This window comes from Ruminococcus sp. (genome assembly GCF_045129435.1).
GTDB lineage: Bacteria > Bacillota > Clostridia > Oscillospirales > Acutalibacteraceae > Ruminococcoides.
In genome coordinates this window covers 1-17,538 of the sequence record NZ_JBGVJL010000012.1, presented here as the reverse complement: position 1 = coordinate 17,538, position 17,538 = coordinate 1, and the positions used below count along the sequence as shown (strand labels likewise).

The window sequence follows — 17,538 nt, the reverse complement described above, 5'->3', positions numbered from 1 at the left end:
TGAACAGAAAGACCTTTTATTATCATTTTGAGGATATTTACGCCTTGCTAAAATGGACTCTTGAACAAGAGGCTATTGAGGTTGTCAAAAATTTTGACCTACTGATTGACTACGAGGAAGCACTTCAGTTTGTAATTGATTATGTAAAGAAAAACACACATATTCTTAACTGTGCCTATGACAGCATGGGCAGAGATGAACTGAAACGATTCTTTTACAACGATTTCATATATATAATCAGAAAAGAAGTGGATAATTGCGAACAGCAAAACAACTTAGAAGTTACTGATGATTTTAAAGCATTTATATGCGACTTTTTTACAGAAGCGGCGGCAGGTATGCTTATAAACGGATTTAAAAACAATCATTGTCTTGATGAGAAAAAAACAATTCTTAATATTACAGTTATAATTGACTCTTTGCCCGATATTTTAAAAAGAGCACCTCAAAAATAACTAATTCTTTGCCCATTGTAAATTTTTGCAATGGGCATTCTGAATTTTTTGTGAAAAATATTGCTTTTATTACATTATATATGTTAAAATTTGGTATCACATATGGAGGTGGGTTATGAACAATCTTGCTAATTACATAAAATGGCGTGGTGATTTAAGCTTTGAAATATCACCATTAAATGAGGTTGACGCTCTTATTTTTTCAGAAATTGTATATCTTGATTTTTCGGGCTATACTGAAAAGTCACCTCTTCCTCTTTCTGATGTAAGTAAGCTTTATGCTAAAGATAAACGAGAAGAATATTTTTCTAATATAGCCGCAAATGAAATTGTAAAGCTTTTGGCACAGACGGGCAAATGCAGCAGATTTAAAAATGTGTATGTGTCTGACTACGAAGAATCGGATTGCGAAAACACACCTATGCAGTTTGGTGCTTGCACATTTCATTTTGATACTGACAAGATTTTTGTTGCCTTTCGTGGCACAGACAATACACTCAACGGCTGGAAAGAGGATTGTATGATTGCAGTTACCGACAATATTCCCTCTCAGCTAAAGGCTGGTGCGTACCTTAGCAGAGTGGCTGATAAATATCCAAACTGTCAAATCTACCTTGGCGGTCACTCAAAAGGCGGTAACCTTGCAATATATGCCGCTGTCAACGCTTTTTCTGAAATAAAAAACAGAATTGAGCGTGTATATAATAATGATGGTCCCGGATTTTCAAAGGAATTTATAGAAAGCGAGCAATACAAAGAAATTTCAGACAAAATTTCAACTTTTGTTCCACAATCATCATTTGTTGGAATGTTACTTGAGCACGATGAGGATTATATCATTGTAAAAAGCGGAAGTCATTCTTTTTGGCAGCACAACGCATTCAGTTGGAATGTTGTGGGCAAAAGCTTTGTTCATCTTGACGAGGATACAAAAAGTATTCGCTTTGCTGAAAAGAATATGAAAGAACTGATTGACGGACTAAATACAGAGCAGAAAAAGCAAATTATTGATTCAGTATTTCAGATTATGGCAGAGGGAGGAAACATCACCTTTGACGATATTCGGAAGGCAGGCATAAAGAATATTCCTACTATGATTAAAGCTTTTAATAAAATTGATAACGAATCTAAAAAATCACTTACCGAGGGTATCAGATTACTTGCAAAGCTTTCTATTAAAAACGGATATGAAGTAAACAAACCTGAACCTAAGGAAAAATCAAACGATAAAAGCATTGTTTAAAGCTATTTTAATGCTAATACAGAATTAAAATAGACCGTTGTACAAATAAATTTAATTGTTTATAAATTAAAGGTCAAATTTAGTCAAATTTCTCTTGACATTTCAAAAAAATGGTATAAAATATAATTAGCACTCAAGGATATAGAGTGCTAACCAAACTAACATTTAAACTTTTAGGAGGATTTATATTATGAGTATCAAACCATTACTTGACAGAGTAGTATTACAGGTTGAAGAAGCCGAAGAAAAAACTAAGAGTGGTATCATTCTTTCATCAGCAGCACAGGAAAAGCCACAGTTTGCAAGAGTAGTTGCAGTTGGCCCGGGCGGAGTTGTTGACGGCAATGAAGTAAAGATGTATGTAAATGTTGGCGACAAGGTAATCGCAAGCAAGTACGCAGGCACAGAAGTTAAGATTGACGGTGAAGAGTACACAATCGTTCGCCAGTCAGATATTCTCGCTACAGTAGAATAATTAATTATATTTGATATATTTTTGGAGGTAATTTATTATGGCTAAACAGATTGCTTATGGTGAAGAAGCAAGAAAATCTCTTATGAGAGGTATTGACCAGCTTGCTGATACAGTTAAAATTACACTTGGCCCTAAGGGCAGAAATGTTGTACTTGACAAAAAGTACGGTGCTCCGCTTATCACAAACGACGGTGTAACAATCGCAAAGGAAATCGAGCTTGACGATCCATTTGAGAATATGGGTGCTCAGCTTGTTAAGGAAGTTTCAATCAAGACAAACGATGTTGCCGGTGACGGTACAACAACAGCTACACTTCTTGCTCAGGCTCTTATCAGAGAGGGTATGAAGAATGTAACAGCAGGTGCAAACCCAATGGTTCTTAAAAAGGGTATTGCAGACGCTATCAATGTTGCTGTAAAGGCTGTATCAGACAACAGCAAGCAGGTATCAGGCTCAGACGATATTGCAAGAGTTGCTACAGTATCATCACAGGATGAGTTCATCGGTAAGCTCATTGCTGAGGCTATGGAAAAGGTTACAACAGACGGTGTTATCACAGTTGAGGAGTCAAAAACAGCTGAAACCTACAGCGAGGTTGTTGAAGGTATGATGTTTGACAGAGGCTACATTGCTCCTTATATGGTAACAGATACAGACAAAATGGTAGCTGAGCTTGACAACCCATTCATTCTTATTACAGATAAGAAGATTTCAAATACACAGGAAATTCTTCCAATCCTTGAGCAGATTGTTCAGTCAGGCAGAAAGCTCCTTATTATTGCTGAAGATGTTGAGGGCGAGGCTCTTACAACTTTGGTACTTAACAAGTTAAGAGGCACATTCACTTGTGTTGCTGTTAAAGCTCCGGGCTTTGGCGACAGAAGAAAAGAAATGCTTCAGGATATTGCTACACTCACAGGCGGTACAGTAATTACTTCTGACTTAGGTCTCGAGCTTAAAGATACAACTATGGATCAGCTCGGTACTGCTCGTCAGGTTAAGGTTGAAAAGGAAAACACAATCATCGTTGACGGTGCAGGCGACAAGGATGCTATTAAGGGCAGAGTTGCTCAGATTCGTCAGCAGATTGAAACAACAACATCTGACTTCGACCGTGAAAAGCTTCAGGAGCGTCTTGCAAAGCTTGCAGGCGGTGTTGCAGTAATCAAGGTTGGTGCTGCTACTGAAGTTGAAATGAAAGAAAAGAAACTCAGAATTGAGGACGCTCTCGCTGCTACAAAGGCTGCTGTTGAAGAGGGTATCGTAGCAGGCGGCGGTATCGCTTGTATGAACGCTATTCCTGCTGTATCAGCATTTGTTGACACTCTTGAGGGTGACGCTAAAACAGGTGCTAAAATTGTTCTCAAGGCTCTTGAAGAACCACTCCGTCAGATTGCCGCAAACGCAGGTCTTGAGGGCAGCGTAATCTGCGAGAACATTAAGAAAGCTAACAAGGTTGGCTATGGCTTCAACGCTCTTACAGAGGAATACACAGATATGATCGAGGCAGGTATTGTTGACCCAACAAAGGTTACTCGTTCAGCTCTCCAGAACGCTTCTTCTGTTGCTGCAATGGTACTCACAACAGAGTCACTCGTTGCTGACATTAAAGAGCCTGCAGCTCCTGCTGCACCGGCTGCTCCTGATATGGGCGGTATGTACTAATTTAAAACTCCATATAATTTCCCATAAAATATTATCTGCCATACCTAAATTAAGGTGTGGCAGATTTTTTAGGTTCCGTTTTAAATGTTGGGGTAATATGATAAATTATGGTTTAGTAGAAAGCTTCGGATAAATAACAAAAAATTTAGGTCGAGCCTTTTTAAAGGCTCGTGGGTTTGGGCAACGCTCAAAAAAATTGTTTTCATTGCAAATTTTCAGGCACAAACAGCAACGCTGTTTGTGTGCTAAAGCAAAGTTTGATAAAACAGGCGACAGCCATTAAAAAGAAATACTTCATTAATAAATAATAAAGAAGAATGGCTTTTTTGTGTTGCTGTCGCAATTATAAGGCTTTCGCTGTTGTGCTCAAACCACCAAACAGCAAGCTGTTTGGCTATAAAAAATTTGCGTAATCTAAAGTATTGTGGGCTTTGCCCACACCCACAACATTTGAAAAAGGTTGACCAAATTTTTATTTTCGAGTATAAAGTCTGTGCTAATTCAAGCAAAAGTTTCCCGACCGTTGCTAAACCATAATTTACCCCAACTATGAAAAAGAACCATTTTTTATTACAAAAGATAGTTTTGCGTTATATTAAATTGTTCTGTTTTAAATGTTGAGGGAGAGCCTATTAAAGGCTCATGGGTTTGGGCAACGCTCAAAAAAGTTGTTTTCATTGCAATTTGTAAGGCACAAACAGCCTTGACATATCGGTATGTTCAAATTGCAAAAGCTTTTGCTTAATATCCAAACCGCCTGCATAGCCGGTAAGGCTTCCGTTAGAGCCTACCACCCTATGACAAGGCACAATTATTGAAATGGGATTGTTTCCCACAGCACCACCCACAGCTTGGGCAGACATCTTCTCTACTCCCTTTATTTGTGCCATCTTTTTTGCAATCTCTCCATAGGTCATTACTTTGCCATATGGAATGGTGAGAAGAATTTTCCACACCTCATTGCGAAATGGCGTTGATGACAAATAAAGCGGCGGTGTAAAATTCGGTTCTTCTCCGCAAAAATATATATCAAGCCACTTTGCTGTCTGTTCAAAAACAGGCAGATTTTTTTGCTCGTATTCCTTTGTAAGTGTTGATGCAAAATATTTCTGCCCCTCAAACCACAAGCCTGTAAGCTCTGTGCCGTTACTTGCAAGAGTAATCTTGCCAATAGGCGAATTGTAAGTATTTATGTACTGCATAATATTCTCCTTTGCCGATAAACAGTTAATGCTTATCGGCTATTTACTTAACCTTTTCATAAAAGCAAGCACTTTCTTTTCATAGCCTGCTTTGTCAATGTAATGGGATTCGGCGTGTTCGGATTCCTTTACCACCAAAAGTTCTTTATATGCCTTGCAATAGGAATAGTTCTTCATAGTCATCCACAGAGGCACAAACTCGTCATTTTCACCGTGAATAAATAAAATCGGAATGTTTGATTTTGCAATTTCTTCGGTTGTGTTCACATCTTTATACGAATAGCCTGCCCTGAGTTTTGACATTATATTTGTAACATAAATTATCGGAAATTTGGGCAAATGGTAATCTCGTTTCAGCACATAAACAAAGATTTCATACACGCTTGTAAAACCGCAGTCGGCAATAATTCCGACAACATTTTTTGGCATAATACTGCTCGACATAAGCACAGTTGCACCGCCCATTGAAATTCCATGCAAAAAAATCTGCATATTACTGCCAAAGCGGTTTATTACATATTTCACCCAGTTACGCAAATCAAGACGGTCAAGCACACCAAAGCCCACATACTTGCCCTCACTTTGCCCGTGTGCCCTGTTATCTACGAGCAAAACATTGTATCCGTTATTGTAATAAGTATGTGCAAGGCTTGCAAAATCCTTTTTACCACTGCCTGTAAAGCCGTGAACACAGATTACGATTTTATCGGTCGGCTTTGTGTTTTCAAGCAACGCACCGTACAGTTTCAGCCCGTCAAACGACTTTATATACACATTAATGTACGGCATATTTTCAAGCCATCTTCTTCCCTCTTTGGCTATAGGATAATGTCTGTACCAGCTTGCCACAGCGTCAATATCCTTTTGGCAGTTGGTCTTTTTTTGGCGGCAAATAATAATTTTAAACAAATATTCCGATACAAAAGCTGTGCAAACAATGAGCAGCAGTACAAACAACAAAATTCCGATAACTATCTCTCTCACACCACAACCCCATTTCTCAGTACCTAAATATTCTCTTATTAGTATATCCGCAAAAATAGGGTTTTAGTAGTAATTTTAAAAGGATGCACCCGAAAGAGTACATCCTTTTTCAGCAAATTATTAAAGTGCACTATTAAAGATTTTTTCAGCGTTGTTCATCATTTTTCTTACTGTTTGCTCACCGCATTTTGAAGTAATAAAATCTATTGCCTCGGTAAATGTGCGTGGGTCATTGTGATGTAAGGAATGAGCATCACTTCCGATAATATCAATAAAACCGCCCTTTATAAGCTTTATAAGCTTATGCTTTGAGAAAAACGAGGCTTTTTTTGTATAGGAATTAGTGTTGGTTTGAATTACAACACCCATATCCTTTAACTCCGCAATAATAGACGGGTCATTAATAAGCACAGGGTATCTCTCCACATGCGGCAAAATCGGAATCATATTATAATTCTCAATCAGCTTTATAAAATAACTCATTGTGTGACTTGTAAATTTAGCTGTATATGCATGCTCGGTGAGTATGTAGCGAGAATTTCCATAGCAAGCACAGGAAAAATCATCGCCGTTAAACATATATCGGCTCACATACACCTCAGCACCTACCACGACATTCATTCCCTCAGGAATGTGTGGCATAAGTTCTTCAATAGCGTGCTGTCTGTTAGCCGCAAAATCAGCCGCACTTATTTCATTTGTATAAAAATGAGGAGTAAAGCACACATTTGTAACTCCCTGCTTTTTCAGCTCATTTAGAATTACAAGGCTTTTTTCAACGCTTGTTGCTCCGTCATCAATTCCGGGAAGTATATGCGAATGCATATCATAAAGCTGCATTTTACCCCTCCATTCTGTAATAATTAAAGTGCTTCACAAACGAGGTCACCCATCTGCTCGCAAGTAACCTTATTTGTACCCTCCTCATAAATATCAGGAGTACGGTTATTCTCAAGTACCTTTGTAACAGCTGCTTCAATAGCATCTGCTGCCTGTGGCTGGTCAAGTGAATAGCGGAGCATCATTGCAACAGAAAGAATTGTAGCAAGTGGGTTTGCAATGCCAAGTCCTGCAATGTCAGGTGCAGAACCGTGGATTGGCTCATAAAGACCGCTCTTGCTCTCTGAAAGGCTTGCAGATGCGAGCATACCGATTGAACCGCTGATCATTGATGCCTCGTCTGAAAGAATGTCGCCAAAAATATTTGAAGTAACAATAACATCAAACTGACCCGGATTTCTTACAAGCTGCATAGCACAGTTGTCAACATACATATAGTTAAGCTCAACTTCCGGATATTCCTTAGAAATTCTTGTAACAGTTTCTCTCCAAAGTCTTGATGACTCAAGAACATTTGCCTTGTCAACGCTTGTAAGCTTTTTATTTCTCTTCATAGCAAGGTCAAAAGCAACTCTTGCAATTCTCTCTACCTCAGGTACAGAGTACTGCTCAGTATCCCAAGCAGCAGGCTGACCGTCAACCTCTGTTCTGCCTCTTTTACCAAAGTAAATACCGCCTGTAAGCTCACGAACAATCATAATATCAAGTGAACCGCCGATAATTTCATCTTTGATAGGAGAAGCCTTTTTGAGCGGTTCAAAAATAACAGCAGGACGAAGGTTAGCAAAAAGACCAAGAGCACCTCTGATTCCGAGAAGTCCAGCCTCAGGACGATTATTACCCGGCTGATTATCCCACTTAGGACCGCCGACAGCACCTAAAAGTACGCTGTCTGCCGCCTTACACTTTGCAACAGTTTCGTCAGGAAGCGGAACACCTGTTGCGTCAATAGCACAGCCGCCGAGGAGTGCCTCATCATACTCTACCGTAAAATTAAACTTTTCGCTTGCTTTGTCAAGTACCTTAACTGCCTGATTTACGATTTCAGGGCCGATACCGTCACCTTTTAACAAAACAATTTTGTAGTCTGCCATATTAAAAATCTCCTTTGAGTTAATTTGTCAGTATAGGCACAAATAAGTAAAATTATTGTACCTGTATATTACATTATTGCACAATTTTTTATAAAAGATTGTAAACTATGCTACAATTTATATGATTTTAAAAATTAATCTTCAATATCCTTTTTCTCAGGAATTACCGAGAAAACCTCCATAATCTTATCCCTCTGCCAAAGTTGAGGGGTGATTCTTACAGAATATCCAAAGCCGTTGTCCATTACCCATTCAAAGGGCTTCGCCTGCGGCATACCATATACTGCAAGTAAGGTCATAATTACACCGCCGTGAGTGATGATAACGCTCTCGGTTGTGCCTGTTTTGATGAGTCCCTCAACTATGCTTTCAAACATATTGCATATTCTGCGTGTAAAATCAGCGTTGCTTTCTCCTCTTGGCGGTTTAACAGATGGGTCGCCTGCAAGCCATTTCTGGAAATCCTCATCTCCGTTTAAATCATTAGCAGTTTTGCCCTCCCATTCGCCGAAATTGCACTCTGAAAGATTTGCAATGGCAAGCGGATTCTGTTCAGGATAAAGTATTCTACAGGTTTCAGTACAACGCTTTAACGGACTTGTAAAAACAGCCTGTGCACCCGGATATCGGTACTCATAATCAAGCTTTTTCAGTTCCATTTTTCCTTTGTCGGAAAGCGGAACATCGGTTGTGCCTATGTATTTACCCGAAAGAGTTTCGTCAATACTTCCGTGGCGGATAAAATGAATGATATAAGATTTCATAATTGTAACTCCTATGGTATTTACAAATTGTAATTATTATATTATACTGTTCGTATAAAAGAGGTGCTTTTATGAACAGTGATTTTCCTATAATTATTTCAATGCTGAGAAAGGAGCGCAGACTCAGCCAAAAGCAAGTGGCGGCTGACCTCGGAATTTCTCAGGCCTTGCTCTCTCATTACGAAAAAGGAATACGAGAATGTGGCCTTGATTTTTTGGTGAAAACAGCCGAATACTATGATGTATCATGCGACTATCTGCTTGGCAGAACTCCCAACAGAAGCGGCAATCTGGAAAAGCCTATGAATATACCCGACGTCGAAGTGCCAACAGTTGAGCAAGGCAGTAATATGGTGGCTCTGATAAATAAAAAGGTTGTAATGAATACAACTTCAGTAATTTTTGATATTCTCGAAAAACTCGGCAACAAAAAGCTTACAAATGCTGTAAGCAATTACCTTATGAACGCACAATATCAAGCCTTTCGCTCAGTTTATTCCTGTGAGGAAAGCAATCCACAGGATATGTTTACCATCAGTAAAAATAAATACAGAAGTCTGAGCAGTGCCGCAATGACGCTTGACCTTGCAATGATAGATGCAATAATAGAAAGCAAAACCGAAAATACCTCAATGGCACTTTCGCCCGATTTACTTTCAAGATATTTTGAAAAGGGTACTGCATCTCTGTTCACCCTCGTAAGAAATGCAGAAAAAGGCGTTAAAAGCAAGTTTAAATAATCATCTAATAGGTTCTGTTTTAAATGTTGGTGGTAATATTGATGGTTCAGCAGAAAGCTTAGGATAAATAATAAAAAAATTTAGGTCGAGCCTTTTTAAAGGCTCGTGGGTTTGGGCAAAGCCCAAAAAAAGACTGTGTCTATTACAATTTATAAGGCACAAACAGCAACGCTGTTTGTGTGCTAAAGCAAGGTTTGACAAAACAGGCGACAGCCTTTTAATAAGAAATGATTTATAAAAAATTAAAAGAATATTTTTTCTGCTTTGTGTTGCTGTCGCAATTATAAGCCTTTCGCCGTTGTGCTTAATCCTCCAAACAGCAAGCTGTTTGGCTATCAAAGCGTTGTATTAACCAAAAGTATATGTGGGCTTTGCCCACACCCACAACCTTTGAAAAAGGTTGACCAAATTTTTATTTTCGAGTATAAAATCTGTAATAATTCAAACAAAATTTCCCGACCGTAGCTAAACCATAATCATCTAATAAACATAAATGGCTGAGTCAATAGATAATTGATTCAGCCATTAGTTTTAGCTTTAAAATATCAGGAGGTAGCCTGAGTTGTAGAAGGCTGTCTGCCCTTGCTCACGATAATAATAATGTTAGAACCACTCTCAAGGGTATCACCTGCAACATGGTTTTTGTAGCCGATTACTCTGTTTTCTGCTACTGTGTCGCTGTACTGATACTCAGCTGTTGCAAGAAGTCCTGAATCTGCGAGTGACTGCGCAGCCTCATCAACTTTATTGCCCTGAATTGCGGGGAGCTCACGCATCTGAGCACCAAGGCTAACTGTGACAGAAACTGTAATTCCGTCCTCCTGTTCAACCTTTGAACCTGCCGGTGGGTACTGCTGCATAACTACACCCTCAGCATATTTGTCGCTGTAAGCGTCATTGTAATCTCTGTAAACAACAACAGTATCATCGGAAGCGGCTGCCTTTACAACATCTTCATACTTCATACCTACATAGTTTGGTACAACAGGACCGGTCCACTCTGTGCTTGATGTAGAAGCCGCAGTAGCGTCTGTATTGCCTGAGAATACGCCTGCAAGAGGATTCTGCATAAGCCAGAACACACCTGCAATACCAAGTACGAGAACTGTAACCGCAACAGAAATAATAACAATAGAAGCATGTGACATACCGTTTTTCTGGCGTGACTGCTCCTTTGTAATATTCATACTTGCTGTTCTTGAAATTTCGTCTTGAATTGCCTTTGCTGTATGAGCAACAGAAAGCTGAGAACGAAGCTCATCAAAATCTGTAATTCTGTTTTCACGCTGTACCTGCAAACCATTTGCAAGAGCTGATACTACATGAGGAGGCAGGCTCTTAACAGTAGATGTACTCATAAGAAGTCTGCTGTCTTTTAAACGCTCAACTGCATTCTTTGGAAGATGACCTGTGAGTGCATAAAAAAGTGTTGAGCAAAGACCATAAATATCGGTAATATCATCAAGCGGAAAGTTGTCATCATACTGCTCCGGTGCAGCAGCACCTGAAAAGAGCTGTGATTTGAGGGCGGTACCACGCTTACGCTCGTTTTCTGTAGCATAACCAATCATTCTGATTTTGCCTGATGTTGTGATAAATAAGTTCTTAGGTGCAACGGCATAATGACCTACACCACGCTTATGAAGAGCCTCAAGTGCTGAAATAACAGGCATAAAGAGTGGTCTTGCAATGTCCCAATCAAGATGACCGTTGCTACGCTCAATATACTCCTCAAAAGGAATTAAATCTTCCTTTTCTTCAACAACATAAGCAGTATTGTTCTCTTCAAAAATATCTTTTATATCAGCAAGTGCTGAAAGATCCTTTAACTCTGAAATGATGCGGAAATATGAAACAAACTCATCTTTAAGCTTATTATAAGTAAGTCTGTCATCGTAATTAACCTTTAACTCAGTCTGTCCCTCTTCCCTTGAAAAAAGACCGATAGGCAAAAACTCAGTGACAATTACAACATCGCCGGTCTGCTTATCAAAAGCAATATAGCGAGTTGATTCACCGTTGGTGTCAAGTCCTGTACCTGTAACATATCTGCCTGCAAGCTCTGTGCCAAAAGGCAAAAACGGTGCCGACTGAACCTCTGAATTATCAAAATGGCAGTTAGGGCAGATTTTACTGCCGTTTAGTTCCTGCATACAACCCATACATAATGACATATAAATTTCAACTCCAAATAGAATAACACAAATCGAAATGATACTAACATATTATATCATAAGGTTATAATTCTTTTCAAGACTAATGCGTGTCATTATAATTACAGTTTTGTTATTGTAACTGTAACTTCATAATGACAAAATATGTAAAAATACAAGTGGTGGAGATAACGGGGCTCGAACCCGTGACCTTCTGACTGCCAGTCAGACACTCTCCCAGCTGAGCTATACCCCCATATTTGGACTTGTAATTTATTAACATACAATATAGTGATCTGTTAAAAATGCTACTGATTTATACTCTGATTGATTATAAATATTGCATTTCCGTAATTTATTTTTATGCTTGCTTTTTCAGACACAAATATATTTGAAACTCCCATTGCATCCTCTGCTGTCAGGTCAAGCTTATCTGCACAATACTCTGTTCCTATGTAAGATACATTAACCTTGTCACAGGCAAATGGAAATACCGAAAAAGTTTTTCCCTTGCAGTTATCAAAGTTATAATCACCGACTTTTAAAAAGCGGATACTTTCTTTTTCTGAAATTATTTCGCCGCTCGCTCCTTTTTTGTCAAGATACATAAGCGTTGAAATATTTGCAAAAGTGTGGTCAAACCTGCCGCCTGTTGCAGCGAGAATTGCAAAATCATCGTAATCTCGACTGAGTGCAACCTCAATACAATGCAAAAGGTCGGTATCGTCTTTGTGGGAATCAAGCGTTATTATCTCACAATCATTCGGCAACTCTCCGTTATAGGAATCAAAGTCACCAACTATTAGGTCAGGCTTAACTTTTGCTCTTTTAGCATATTCATAGCCTTTGTCTGCACAGATAAGATAATTGCAGTCTTTTACCTGCTTTGCTATAAAATCAACATCAGCTTCAGGCGAACCTGCAATTATCACACAACGCATTAAAATTCTCCTTTACTTTTTAAGCTGCCACTTTTTAATATCTTTTACCTCGTTATACATTGCAACATAGCTTGCGTGGCGAGTTTTTTCAATTTCACCGTCAGCCAAAGCCTCAAGCACTCTACAACCCTTTTCACATGTGTGTGAACAAGAGGTAAACATACATTCACCAAGATATTTTTTGAACTCGGGGAAGCAATATTGAAGCTCGTCCTTGTCAATTATTTCATATCTTTGTAAATCTACTGTTGAAAAGCCGGGCGTGTCAGCAATGTAGCAGCCGTCAAGATTAAACAGCTCAACTGCTCTTGTGGTGTGTCTGCCTCTGCCGAGTTTATCGCTTATCTCACCGGTTGCAAGACTCAAATCAGGAAAAAGCATATTGAGTAATGTTGACTTGCCAACACCGCTGTTACCTGTAAAAGCAGATGTTTTGCCCATAAGCAAGTTTTTAAGCCTTTGCACCTCCTCAGGTTTTTCGGGAGAAGTACAAAATACCTCAAAGCCTGCATTTCTGTATATTGAAGCAACGCTGTCACCGCTTTCAATATCATCCTTAGAAATAACAATTACAGGCTGCATATCGCTGTTAATGGCAGCAGCTGTCATTTTGTCGATAACCGCATAATTTGGATACGGTGAAACTGTAGAGCAAACTATTACAAGAACATCAATATTTGCAAGCGGTGGTCGCTTGAGCTTATTTTTTCTCGGTAAAATTTCATCAAGAGAGGCGTATCCCTCTTTCTGAACATTTATTTTTACTCTGTCGCCAACAAGAGGAGAGTTTCCGCTTTTACGGAAACTTCCTCTTGCCTTACATTCATAAATCTGATTGTCGCACTCAACATAATAAAATCCGCCGAGCACTTTCATTAATAAACCTTCGTTACTACTCATACCAATCAATAAGCCTCAACTGTCGGCTCGGTTGCCTCTGTAGCCGGTACAGTTGGCTCTGTGTAAGCCGGTTCTGTATATGGCGGCTCTGTTTCTGTCGGTGCTGTTGTAGCTACAACGTAATCATGTGCGGCAGTTGTTGTAACAACAAGTGTTGAGTAGTCAATAGTATATTCACGATAAACCTGTCCGTCAAGCTGTACAACAATGTTTGATGTGCCTGAACCTGTAAATTCAAGTGTACAGGTCTTGTTGTACTGCGGTACAAGTGTCTTTGAATACTTAGTATCAACCACACCGTCAACTATTACAGTCATTTCAACTGATTCCGGTGCATTAAGCGGTAAGTCAACAAATACATTTACTGTAGCAGTATCGCCCTTACCGGAGCTTACTGTAAGTGTTACTACTGTGCCTTTGTCAACCTTACCATACTGTAAAGGTGACTGTGAAAGGACTGTATCCTTAGGTTCTTTGCTGTCATCGTCATATACAGTTTCTACTGTAAGACCTGCATCAACGAGCTTTGTCTTTGCCTCAGAAAGAAGTAAGCCTGAAACTGAAGGAATAGTTACCTTTTCATCTCTCTCGCCGTTTGCAATGTAGATATAAACAGTTGAGCCGATATTTGTCTGAACACCTGCTTTTGGGAATACCTCTGCAACATAGCCTTTTGGTGTTTTTGTATTCTCAACATAAATAATCTTCGGAACAAGGCTCTTGCCCTCGATGATTGCGGAAGCGTCCTTTTCAGAATAATTGAGAATATAAGGAACTGAAACATTAGTATCTGTTCCGTTGACTTTAAGTGTAATCTGTGAGCCTGATTTTACAAGCTTTGAGTCAGCCGCAGGTTCCTGCTCAAGAACAACGCCAAGCTCCTTTGAAGCGTCATATTTGCTTTCAATAACGAAATTGAAGTTATCCTTATTATCGGCATTTACCTCTGCAAGAGTTTTGCCAACATAGTTTGGCACTTCAACATCTTTTGCCTGTGATGTTGTACAGCCTCTGAAAATTGCAAGACCGACAAAAATAGCAACCACAATAATTGCAGAAATCACAATACCCTTGATAGCATAATAAGACGGCTTATGTTCTTTCTTCTCTTCCTCGTCAGCAGTTTCAATCTCCTTTTCAGGAGTTTCCTCCGGCTTAGCTTCCTTAGCATTATCAAATTTTGTGCTGTTTGTTTTTGTATCTTTAAGTGAAGTTACAAACTTGGTAGGCTGATTATCTACAAACTTTGAATAATCAAACACTATTGACGGATTAAGTCTGAAACGCTCCATATCGTTGAGCATTTCAGCGGCAGAATTATATCTGTCGGCAGGATTTTTCTCCATTGCTTTCATTGTAATCTGCTCAAGTCCGATTGGAATTGCAGGGTTAAGCTCTCTTGGACGCTTTGGTGTGGACTGAAGCTGCATAAGAGCAACCGATACTGCACTGTCAGCATCAAAAGGAAGCTTGCCTGTGAGCATTTCGTAGAGCATAACACCAACTGAATAGATGTCTGACTTACCGTCAGTTGCTTCTCCTCTTGCCTGCTCAGGTGAAATATAGTGAACAGAACCAATAGCATGTTCTGTCATTGTGCGTGTTGCCTTGTCTGAAAAACGAGCAATACCAAAGTCTGTAACCTTGATTGTGCCGTCCTGTAAAAGCATAATATTCTGTGGCTTGATGTCACGATGAACTATGCCGTGCTCATGAGCATGCTGCAAAGCCTTTAACACCTGACTTGTGAGGTATAAAGCCTCTTTCCACTCAATAATACCCTGTTGGTCAAAATACTCTTTAAGAGTAATACCGTCAATATATTCCATTACAATATACTGAATCATATCGCCAAAGCTTACATCATACACCTTTACAATATTAGGGTGTGAAAGTGTAGCAATGGCCTTTGACTCATTTTTAAATCGGCGAATAAACTCCTCATTATTAAGGTATTCGTCCTTTAAGATCTTAATGGCTACCTCACGGTCATCAAGAGTATCGTTACAGCGATAAACATTAGCCATACCGCCAACGCCGATAAGCTCGTGAATTTCATAGCGGCCGTCAAGTCTTTTGCCGATATACTTATCCAATTTATTTCACTCTCCGTTTCTCAATAAATAACCGTGGCGGTAATATTATCTGTTCCGCCGCCTTCCTTTGCTTTATCAACAAGCTTATTAATAAGTCCTTCGCCCCTGTTTTCGTGGCAAATTTTTACCATATCGCCTGTTGTGATGCAGTTGGAAAGTCCGTCTGTACATATTAAAAGAACATCACCGTAAATAAAGTTTGCCTCAATATAGTCAAGCCTTACAGATGGCTTTATTCCGAGTGCTCTTGTTATAAAATTCTTATTTGGGTGATTCTGTGCCTGCTCATAGGTAAGCTCGCCTCTGCGTACCATTTCCTGCACAACAGAGTGATCCTCGGTAAGCTGTTTTATTTTGCCGCCTCTTATAGCATAGGTACGGCTGTCACCAACATGGACAATATGAACTGTAGTATCCTTCACAAACACAAATTCGCATGTTGTACCCATTCCTGTCAGCTCCGGGTCTTTTAAAGAAAGCTCATATATTTTCATATTAGCGTTTACAACAATTTCAGCAATAAGCTCTCCGATTTGCTCTTTGGTCATATCATCCTTATATAAATCGGTAATTTTGGAGCTTATGTACTCTACCGCTGTTGCACTCGCTATGTTGCCACCGTTGGCACCTCCCATTCCGTCACAGACTACTGCCCAAGCACAGCTGGGAGAAATAACTCCGAAGCGGCAGTCGTCCTGATTTTGTGAACGAACTAAGCCAATGTCACTTTTGCTAAAAACTTCCAAGTTATTTTCCTCCTTCATTAGTATGATTTCGTCTGAGCTGACCGCAGGAAGCGTTTATATCACTTCCCAGAGTCCTCCTGACTGTTGCCGCAATATGTTTTCGGCCAAGTATATTTACAAAAGTCTGTTGCCTTTCAATACTGCTCTTTTTATATCCCGTTCCGTCAACGGTATTAACCGGTATAAGATTCACATGGCAGTTCATATCGGCAAGCTTTTCGGCAAGCTCATATGCGTCCCTGTCAAAATCATTTACACCGCTTATCATAGAATACTCAAATGTCACTCGTCTGCCCGTTATGTCAAAATAATCCTTGCAAGCCTTTAACAGCTCATCCATAGAATATTTTTTCGCAATAGGCATTGTCTTTTGCCTTACGGTATCATTGGGAGCATGGAGCGACACAGAAAGCGTTATGCCAAAGTGAAGCTTAGCAAGCTCATAAATTTTAGGAACGATACCGCAGGTAGAAATCGTAATGTGACGCATACCAATATTAAGTCCGTTATCATCAGACACAAGCCTTAAAAATTTTACCACATTATCAAAGTTGTCGAGCGGTTCGCCCATTCCCATAAGGACAATATTTGAAATTCTTATGTTTAAATCTTTTTGTGCAGCCTCAATCTGGTTGAGCATTTCCGATGGTGCAAGGCTTCTTGAAAAGCCACTTTTACCAGTTGCACAAAAGGTGCAGCCCATTTTACAGCCCACCTGAGTGGAAATGCAGATTGAATATCCGTGCTTGTAGTTCATCACAACGGATTCCACACATTCACCGTCATTAAACGCAAAAAGATATTTTACTGTCTTATCATACCTTGAAATTAGTTTTTTTTCAATATTTGCAACAGAAATGTAACAACTTCTTTTTAAAAAATCCCTGATTTTTGAAGAAATATTCGTCATTTCATCAAAAGAAGTGACATTTTTGTTAAGCCATAGGTATATTTGCTTTGCTCTGAATTTTTCAAAGCCGTTTTCAGTCATAAGGGTGGTAAGCTCGTTTAAGTCAAGTGATTTTATATCAATTAAGCTCAAAAGATTACCTCCTTGTAAATACTGCTATGTAAAAACCGTCGCCCTCAAAGGTGTGCGGCATAAGTGTTATTTCGTATTTTTCCTCGTCAAAGGCTCTGTTTAACTTTTTTGGAAGCTCAAGTGCAATGCCCTCAAACTCAGGGTGCTCAGCGAGGAACTTTGCAGTATTTTTATTGTTTTCCTCAGGATTCAAAGTG

At 39.3% G+C, this 17,538-nt stretch carries 16 protein-coding genes, 1 tRNA gene and 1 pseudogene; 5 read left to right on the top strand and 13 right to left on the bottom strand.

Annotation, left to right across the window (positions count from 1 at the left end):
• The 4 genes from ACJMMI_RS00550 to groL all read left to right on the top strand — a co-directional run.
• The coding region (locus ACJMMI_RS00550) for a TetR/AcrR family transcriptional regulator C-terminal domain-containing protein (protein ID WP_405352492.1) at window positions 1-455 on the top strand (455 nt) is incomplete at its 5' end.
• Between the two features lie 115 nt (window positions 456-570).
• Entirely contained in the window at window positions 571-1,698 is a 1,128-nt protein-coding gene (locus tag ACJMMI_RS00545) for an Mbeg1-like protein (protein WP_405352490.1), read from the top strand.
• A 190-nt stretch (window positions 1,699-1,888) separates the two neighbouring features.
• Window positions 1,889-2,173, top strand: coding sequence for a co-chaperone GroES (groES, locus tag ACJMMI_RS00540; RefSeq protein WP_022235482.1), 285 nt, complete (start codon window positions 1,889-1,891; stop codon window positions 2,171-2,173).
• A gap of 37 nt (window positions 2,174-2,210) precedes the next feature.
• Window positions 2,211-3,839 carry a chaperonin GroEL gene (groL, locus tag ACJMMI_RS00535; protein WP_117704270.1) on the top strand — a complete coding sequence of 543 codons (1,629 nt, stop codon included), beginning with the start codon at window positions 2,211-2,213 and terminating at the stop codon, window positions 3,837-3,839.
• Window positions 3,840-4,513: 674 nt separating this feature from the next.
• On the opposite strand, the gene ACJMMI_RS00530 is transcribed toward groL, so the two are convergent.
• The 5 genes from ACJMMI_RS00530 to ACJMMI_RS00510 form a co-directional block, all read right to left on the bottom strand.
• Window positions 4,514-5,041 carry a methylated-DNA--[protein]-cysteine S-methyltransferase gene (locus tag ACJMMI_RS00530; RefSeq protein ID WP_405352485.1) on the bottom strand — a complete coding sequence of 176 codons (528 nt, stop codon included), beginning with the start codon at window positions 5,039-5,041 and terminating at the stop codon, window positions 4,514-4,516.
• A 39-nt stretch (window positions 5,042-5,080) separates the two neighbouring features.
• The gene (locus ACJMMI_RS00525; RefSeq protein WP_405352482.1) at window positions 5,081-6,025 is read right to left on the bottom strand and encodes an alpha/beta hydrolase; all 945 of its coding nucleotides are present in this window, start codon (window positions 6,023-6,025) and stop codon (window positions 5,081-5,083) included.
• Between the two features lie 120 nt (window positions 6,026-6,145).
• Entirely contained in the window at window positions 6,146-6,865 is a 720-nt protein-coding gene (locus ACJMMI_RS00520) for a CpsB/CapC family capsule biosynthesis tyrosine phosphatase (protein ID WP_405352480.1), read from the bottom strand.
• A gap of 23 nt (window positions 6,866-6,888) precedes the next feature.
• Window positions 6,889-7,959 carry a 3-isopropylmalate dehydrogenase gene (gene leuB / locus ACJMMI_RS00515; RefSeq protein WP_022235477.1) on the bottom strand — a complete coding sequence of 357 codons (1,071 nt, stop codon included), beginning with the start codon at window positions 7,957-7,959 and terminating at the stop codon, window positions 6,889-6,891.
• Between the two features lie 134 nt (window positions 7,960-8,093).
• Entirely contained in the window at window positions 8,094-8,723 is a 630-nt protein-coding gene (locus tag ACJMMI_RS00510; RefSeq protein WP_405352476.1) for a histidine phosphatase family protein, read from the bottom strand.
• A 71-nt stretch (window positions 8,724-8,794) separates the two neighbouring features.
• On the opposite strand from ACJMMI_RS00510, the gene ACJMMI_RS00505 reads away from it, so the two are divergent.
• A complete protein-coding gene (locus ACJMMI_RS00505; protein WP_405352474.1) occupies window positions 8,795-9,463 on the top strand; it encodes a helix-turn-helix domain-containing protein in 669 nt (222 codons plus the stop codon).
• A 545-nt stretch (window positions 9,464-10,008) separates the two neighbouring features.
• Here the strand turns inward: ACJMMI_RS00505 and ACJMMI_RS00500 are convergent.
• The 8 genes and pseudogenes from ACJMMI_RS00500 to ACJMMI_RS00465 all read right to left on the bottom strand — a co-directional run.
• Window positions 10,009-11,637, bottom strand: coding sequence for a PASTA domain-containing protein (locus ACJMMI_RS00500; RefSeq protein WP_405352471.1), 1,629 nt, complete (start codon window positions 11,635-11,637; stop codon window positions 10,009-10,011).
• Window positions 11,638-11,796: 159 nt separating this feature from the next.
• Window positions 11,797-11,872, bottom strand: a tRNA-Ala gene (locus tag ACJMMI_RS00495).
• A 52-nt stretch (window positions 11,873-11,924) separates the two neighbouring features.
• Window positions 11,925-12,557 carry a thiamine diphosphokinase gene (locus tag ACJMMI_RS00490; protein WP_405352468.1) on the bottom strand — a complete coding sequence of 211 codons (633 nt, stop codon included), beginning with the start codon at window positions 12,555-12,557 and terminating at the stop codon, window positions 11,925-11,927.
• Window positions 12,558-12,569: 12 nt separating this feature from the next.
• Window positions 12,570-13,457, bottom strand: a complete 888-nt coding sequence (rsgA, locus tag ACJMMI_RS00485) for a ribosome small subunit-dependent GTPase A (protein ID WP_405352465.1) — start codon at window positions 13,455-13,457, stop codon at window positions 12,570-12,572.
• 5 nt (window positions 13,458-13,462) lie between these two features.
• Window positions 13,463-15,553, bottom strand: coding sequence for a Stk1 family PASTA domain-containing Ser/Thr kinase (gene pknB, locus ACJMMI_RS00480; protein ID WP_405352462.1), 2,091 nt, complete (start codon window positions 15,551-15,553; stop codon window positions 13,463-13,465).
• A gap of 20 nt (window positions 15,554-15,573) precedes the next feature.
• A complete protein-coding gene (locus ACJMMI_RS00475; RefSeq protein WP_405352460.1) occupies window positions 15,574-16,299 on the bottom strand; it encodes a Stp1/IreP family PP2C-type Ser/Thr phosphatase in 726 nt (241 codons plus the stop codon).
• 1 nt (window position 16,300) lies between these two features.
• Complete coding sequence (gene rlmN, locus ACJMMI_RS00470; protein WP_405352458.1) at window positions 16,301-17,341, bottom strand: 23S rRNA (adenine(2503)-C(2))-methyltransferase RlmN; 1,041 nt, start codon at window positions 17,339-17,341, stop codon at window positions 16,301-16,303.
• 4 nt (window positions 17,342-17,345) lie between these two features.
• Window positions 17,346-17,538, bottom strand: a pseudogene (locus ACJMMI_RS00465) (16S rRNA (cytosine(967)-C(5))-methyltransferase RsmB); the annotation flags it as partial.

Coding starts and splice junctions, on each gene's coding strand:
- ACJMMI_RS00530 (WP_405352485.1), bottom strand. CDS start 5,041: ATGCAGTACATAAATACTTACAATTCGCCTATTGGCAAGATTACTCTT.
- groL (WP_117704270.1), top strand. CDS start 2,211: ATGGCTAAACAGATTGCTTATGGTGAAGAAGCAAGAAAATCTCTTATG.
- ACJMMI_RS00510 (WP_405352476.1), bottom strand. CDS start 8,723: ATGAAATCTTATATCATTCATTTTATCCGCCACGGAAGTATTGACGAA.
- leuB (WP_022235477.1), bottom strand. CDS start 7,959: ATGGCAGACTACAAAATTGTTTTGTTAAAAGGTGACGGTATCGGCCCT.
- rsgA (WP_405352465.1), bottom strand. CDS start 13,457: ATGAGTAGTAACGAAGGTTTATTAATGAAAGTGCTCGGCGGATTTTAT.
- ACJMMI_RS00505 (WP_405352474.1), top strand. CDS start 8,795: ATGAACAGTGATTTTCCTATAATTATTTCAATGCTGAGAAAGGAGCGC.
- ACJMMI_RS00520 (WP_405352480.1), bottom strand. CDS start 6,865: ATGCAGCTTTATGATATGCATTCGCATATACTTCCCGGAATTGATGAC.
- ACJMMI_RS00500 (WP_405352471.1), bottom strand. CDS start 11,637: ATGTCATTATGTATGGGTTGTATGCAGGAACTAAACGGCAGTAAAATC.
- ACJMMI_RS00490 (WP_405352468.1), bottom strand. CDS start 12,557: ATGCGTTGTGTGATAATTGCAGGTTCGCCTGAAGCTGATGTTGATTTT.
- ACJMMI_RS00545 (WP_405352490.1), top strand. CDS start 571: ATGAACAATCTTGCTAATTACATAAAATGGCGTGGTGATTTAAGCTTT.
- groES (WP_022235482.1), top strand. CDS start 1,889: ATGAGTATCAAACCATTACTTGACAGAGTAGTATTACAGGTTGAAGAA.